This is a genomic window from Streptomyces sp. NPDC026062, assembly GCF_055568375.1.
In genome coordinates this window covers 1-5268 of record NZ_JBVHOQ010000104.1, presented here as the reverse complement: position 1 = coordinate 5268, position 5268 = coordinate 1, and the positions used below count along the sequence as shown (strand labels likewise).

Genomic DNA, 5268 nt, shown 5'->3' with positions numbered 1-5268 from the left:
CTCCTGCGCGTCCGGCGACCAGGTCCGCGCATCCCCCACCAGATCACTCACACACCGTCAACGAGCCTGAACCCAAAGCGTTTCGGATCAATATGAGAAGGCGGGAAGAATCAGCCATCGGTCGGCGGGGCGAATGGAACGGTCTATTGGCTTCGTTGATGCCTACGGGGGTCTCCACCCGCAGCGTCGACGACCTGGTCAAGGCACTCGGCTCGGACACCGGCATATCGAAGAGCGAGGTCTCCCGGATCTGCGGCGATCTCGACGAACAGCTCGACGCGTTCCGCACCCGGCCGCTGGACCACACCCGATTCCCTTACGTGTATCTCGACGCGACCTACGTCAAGGCCCGAGTGGACCACCGGATCGTCTCCCAGGCCGTGGTCATCGCCACCGGTGTCACCGAGGACGGCGGCCGCGAGGTCCTTGGTCGTCATGGTCGGCGACAGCGAGACCGAGGCCTTCTGGGCCGCCTTCCTGCGCTCGTTGCGAGAGCGCGGCCTGAGCGGTGTCCGCCTGGTCATCTCCGACAGCCACAGCGGCCTGGTCAAAGCCATCCGCAAGGTCATGCTCGGCGCCGCCTGGCAGCGCCGCCGGGTCCACTTCGTCCGCAACGTCTTCTCCGCGATCCCCAAGGGAGCCGCGGCGATGGTCGCCGCGACGATCCGCACACTCTTCGCTCAGCCCACCGCCGAAACCGTCCGGGCCTATCTCGACACCGTCGCGGACATGCTCGGCGAACACTTCCCCAAGGTCAGAGAAATGCTCCTGCACGCGAAGGAAGACCTGACCGCCTTCGCGGACTTCCCTCACCAGCACTGGAAGAAGATCCAGTCGACCAACCCGCTCGAACGCCTCAACCGGGAGATCAAACGCCGCTCCGATGTCGTCCAGGTCTTCCCGAACACCGCAGCCGTCAACCGGCTCGCCACCGCTGTCCTCGCCGAACTCCACGACGAGTGGATCGCCTTCCCCCGCCGCTACCTCTCCACCGAGAGCATGGACAACCTCTATCCAGACACCACAACCCTCCTGCCCGGCACAACCGAGTGATCACCTACACCACGTCACGGGACGTGACCTATCACGGACGTCAAACTGCAGAAACGCATCATGGCCGGACGAGCCGGCGTCCGTCTCCTCCGCCACCGCGTGGCCCTGATCGCTCACCTCCGCTGACGCCATGCGGACCGGCCGACCGTGTCACCGAGATGATCTCCGCCTACGAAAATCTTGCCAGAGCCAAAAAAAGTCCGTACGCCGACAAGGGGCATCGACGCAGCTGTCCCCCAGTACCTCGAACTCCACGTGGTCCTGGACAACTACGCCACCCACAAGACCGAGCCGGTCAAGAAGTGGCTGCTGCATCCCCCCGCTTCCACCTGCACTTCACCCCCACCTCGGCGTCCTGGCTCAACCTCGTCGAGCACTGGTTTGCCGAGCCGACCTCCCGCAAATTCCGCCACTCGGCCCACCGCAGCGTCGTCGAACTCGAACGCGACATCCGCCGCTGGATCAACGAGTGGAACAAGAACCCCAAGCCGTTCGTCGGGACGAAGACCGCTGATGACATCCTCGACACCCTCGCCGCATCCTGCACACGAATCAACGGCTCAGGACAATAGCCGAGGTGGTCGGTGATCTCGCCCTTGAGGGCCGACTCCGAAAGCCGCTTCGTCAGCTGCTGGAGCAGTCCGCCCTCGCCGGTCAGCTGCAGGCCCTCGGCCTGAGCCCGGCCCGCCAGTTCGTCGATCATCGGGTCGTCCACAGACTTCGACGGCGCCGTCTCAGACGGCTCCACAGGTTCGGCCTCGGTCACGTTGTTGCTGGTCATCGATGTATCGTCCATGATCGGAAGTTGCAGCGAACGCTTCACAGCCCCGGACAAAGCCCTTCACGGTACGTACCCACCGGCCCTTCACGTCCCCTTGGACGCACGCCAGTTGAGTCCGTTGAGGCCGACGCTATTGACCACGCGTCGGACGATGACCGAAGGCCCTAGACCGGTCAGGGCGCGCATGACATCGGCTTCTGTGGAGGATGAGCGCGCGGCACTGACGATGGCGATACTGGACGCGTTGACGTGCTCGGGACGCAGTTCGCTGAGATCGCCGATGGTGTGCACAGGAACGGATGCCCGTAATGCCTCAGCAGCTGAAATGGTCCCTACCGGACTGCTGCCAATGCCGGCGAGGAGAAGCGTGTCGCATTCGCTGATCGCTGAACGAGCCGCGGCCTGCAGGTCGGTTGCCGTGTAGCACCATTCGTCGGGGTGCTGGCCGCGTAGCCGAGGAAATCGGCTTCGCAGGACGGTGACGATGCGCCCTGATACTGAGGCGGGGGTCCCGGGCGCAATGACGAATGCGGCATTCTCCGGGGCGGCAAGCACCAGCTGCTCAGCCTCTTCAGGTGTACGGCAGTGAGTTAGGCGCCCCTGATGCTCCCTGGCCAGGAAGGGCTCCTTGCACCAGGCCGACACTGGTTCGCCCACAAGAACAATGTCGTCTCCTCTTGCTTTGAATCGGTGGACTGCGTCCACCGCAAGCTCGACTCCCGGGCAGGCCGTGGTCGAGGCACAACCGCACGCGCGCCATGCGCCGATGTCGAGATCCGGCGATTGCGCAGACACCGCGCCACCAATGGGGCGTTCGGCGGTCCCCCGTGTCGCCGCCTGTTCGTCCGCGCCGATGGGGACGATCATTCTCCTCGTCCGGAGGGCGGCGTGCCACTCGGCGACCAACTGAGAAGCGAAGGCTCGCGTTGCCGCCTCCGAGGAGCGTGCGCCGACTGCGAACCCGACCGCTCCTCCGGTTGGGTCCGTGTAGGTCGCACCGTAAAGCGTGACCGTATTTCGGTGCGCCGGGGACAATCCATTGGCGGTCAGTACCTGGGTGTCTACGGCGTAGCCGGCCTCCTCGGCAATCCGGGAGAGGAGAGGCCGCGCGGGGCAGACGATCGGGCCGCGCTGCGGATGCACCCAGGATGCAGGGACGATGACTGAACCTCGCCCGATTGAAACGCCGATGTGGTTGAAGGTCTCAAGTAGACTACTACGTTGCACTGCCACCACTCCCCAATGACGGATATATCTGATACTTGACGCGACCATGCGGTGCTCTCGATCCCCAGGGACTCATCCCTGGGGTCGTCAGGAAGGTTGAGTGGCCTTCCAACGCGCATCAGTGATGATTCAGAAGCGGAAAAACCAAGGCAATCCTCGGTGGCCGTATGAATCGAATCACACTTCGATCGGTGATTGGCCGCAGGCGTATGCAGGGGGTATGTGCACGCCGTGAGCGGTTGCAACGGCACTGGGTGGCGAAGGGCTGGTGCGGCGTTCGACCAACCAGGACACTGCGGAGCACCGATAGCCGACTGGAATTCTTCTGAATTTCGCTTTCCTCGGGAATGCTTGTGGCGTCATTCAAAACTGCCAAACCTGTGGAGTCGCGAGATGGAGCCGGACACGGTCGAGTATGACCTTGGCCGCAGACGTACGGCGGTACGGTCTGAGACGGGAATGCATCGTCGCCAACGCGTCGGTGGCCCGCGCCGACCGAAGGGTCGGCAGATCGTCCAGGAAGCTGGCCCAATGGGCACATGCCTCATCCAGAAACCCCTGTTGCAGCATCAGTTCTGCCAGTCTTGCCCTGGTGAGAGCGCGCGCCCGCCGTTCTTCGGCCGGCCGGGTACGTAGAGACAGCGTGAGTGCTCGGATCGCGCCGTCGAGGTCACCTGTCGCCTTGAGTAGCTCTCCTCGCTGGTGAGCAAGCGCCGCCAGATGAAATTCACCCAACGTGCCATGCGAACCGTTCGTCGTCTCGGCCAGTTGCTCAGCCCGGTGCAGCTCTGCGCGTGCTCGCCGACTGTCGCCGCGAGCGGCGCTAGCCAGGGCCACTTGTGCTGTGAGGTGCGGAGCGAATCCGGCTGGCAGACGGGGAATGTGCCGGGCCGCCGCTTCAGCGAGATCCAGGGCATGGCTTTCGTGCCCCAGGAAGTACGCCTGAACGCTCATGGCTCGGAGGACGGTGGCGTAAACTCCCCGGTCACCAGCTTGTGTCGCGAGGCGAGCGGCAGTCCGGTAGTACACCTGCGCCACACCGCCGAGATTCTGATCGAAGGACATGTATCCGACCAGGTAAGTCAACCGTGCTGCTTGGGCGAGCAGGAGTTCTTGCTTTCGCGGTGCGGCACCGACTCTTAGCGGGGGGACGATATCCGCCGCCAGGTACACAGAAAGGGCCTGACGGCTGTGGCCACCGCCGTATTGGGCGTCGTTCTGCGTAAATATCGGAAGTAACAATTCGGCAGATCGGGCGACTGTGGGGACAACCTTCCGACGTGGCGTCGGCAGTGGCGGAGATGACGACGAGATGGCAGGAGGCGGATCGGGCGACAACCCTACGGCGTAGGCGACGGTGCGAGCCTTCTTCGGCCTGCCCGAGTCGTCAGCGGCAAGTTCCATGAGGGGCGCCACGATGTCTTCCAGTCGCAGAGCGGAGGGCTCGATGGGTGAGGCGCCATGATCGAAGCCCCGCAGCGCTGTCTGAGCAACCGATACCTGCCGCCCCAGTACCCGTGAAAGGCATTCGGCAACCAGCACGGCAATGTGCTCAGCCGGTCGGCTGCCAGCCAGCCAGTGCGCAACCGCGGTGCGGTCGTACCGCAAGATCAGTCCGCTCTCCGCGCCTGCCCGATTGACCGCGCGAGCCAAATCCTGGCCACTCCAGTTCGCCTCCGCCAGCAGCGCCCGCAACTCTGGGTTGGGTCTCAGGACTCGTGGCATCGCTCACCTCACCCTTGATCGAATCTCCTGGATCGCCTGGAGCACTCAACCCATTCGGCACCATTGAGTGCTCCCTTGCCTAACTGGACATGTGACTGGCCGGGAAGTGCCAGCACGATAGATATACCTCATACGAGAATAGGAAAGTACCTCGCTTCGGCCCGACCTCCATTTTGGCTTGAACCGCCCGCACTGAATGGTTCTCCATTCCTTGAGCACGGATGAACCGGCCTGATTCCCCTCGGTTCGTTTCGCGGCCTTGCAGGCGCCGGATGACCTGAGGTTCCCCCGAGATGCGGAGGATGGTGACAGAGGGTCAGATGGTTTTCATGAGAGGAACATCGACCATGGCTGCCCCCAGGAAGTACTCGCTGGAATTGCGTGAGCGTGCGGTGCGGATGTATCGCACCTCGGATCCGAAGCCACAGATCAAGAAGCTGGCCGTCGACCTCGGCGTCCACCCCGAGGCCCTGCGAGGCTGG

General features: G+C 63.6%; 3 protein-coding genes and 3 pseudogenes. 3 read left to right on the top strand and 3 right to left on the bottom strand.

Going from position 1 to position 5268, the window contains the following annotated elements:
• Positions 1-167: 167 nt before the first annotated feature.
• Both ACZ4LX_RS37815 and ACZ4LX_RS37810 read left to right on the top strand, forming a co-directional pair.
• Positions 168-1053 (top strand): annotated as a pseudogene (locus ACZ4LX_RS37815) (IS256 family transposase); the annotation flags it as partial.
• Positions 1054-1272: 219 nt separating this feature from the next.
• Positions 1273-1625: pseudogene (locus ACZ4LX_RS37810) on the top strand (transposase); the annotation flags it as partial.
• Here ACZ4LX_RS37810 and ACZ4LX_RS37805 read toward each other — a convergent pair.
• From ACZ4LX_RS37805 to ACZ4LX_RS37795, 3 genes and pseudogenes are all read right to left on the bottom strand, one after another.
• Positions 1622-1834 (bottom strand): annotated as a pseudogene (locus ACZ4LX_RS37805) (IS256 family transposase); the annotation flags it as partial. The pseudogenes ACZ4LX_RS37810 and ACZ4LX_RS37805 sit on opposite strands and share 4 nt — an antisense overlap.
• A gap of 84 nt (positions 1835-1918) precedes the next feature.
• Entirely contained in the window at positions 1919-2701 is a 783-nt protein-coding gene (locus ACZ4LX_RS37800; RefSeq protein WP_467651904.1) for a hypothetical protein, read from the bottom strand.
• Positions 2702-3424: 723 nt separating this feature from the next.
• Entirely contained in the window at positions 3425-4786 is a 1362-nt protein-coding gene (locus ACZ4LX_RS37795) for a hypothetical protein (protein WP_467651906.1), read from the bottom strand.
• A gap of 293 nt (positions 4787-5079) precedes the next feature.
• Between ACZ4LX_RS37795 and ACZ4LX_RS37790 the strand changes: the two genes are divergently transcribed.
• Positions 5080-5268, top strand: a 189-nt coding sequence (locus ACZ4LX_RS37790) for a transposase (RefSeq protein WP_467721408.1), incomplete at its 3' end; no start/stop codon positions are given.

Bases quoted from the DNA above. Each gene is read 5' to 3' on its own strand.
- ACZ4LX_RS37795 (WP_467651906.1), bottom strand. From the start codon at position 4,786: ATGCCACGAGTCCTGAGACCCAACCCAGAGTTGCGGGCGCTGCTGGCG.
- ACZ4LX_RS37800 (WP_467651904.1), bottom strand. From the start codon at position 2,701: ATGATCGTCCCCATCGGCGCGGACGAACAGGCGGCGACACGGGGGACC.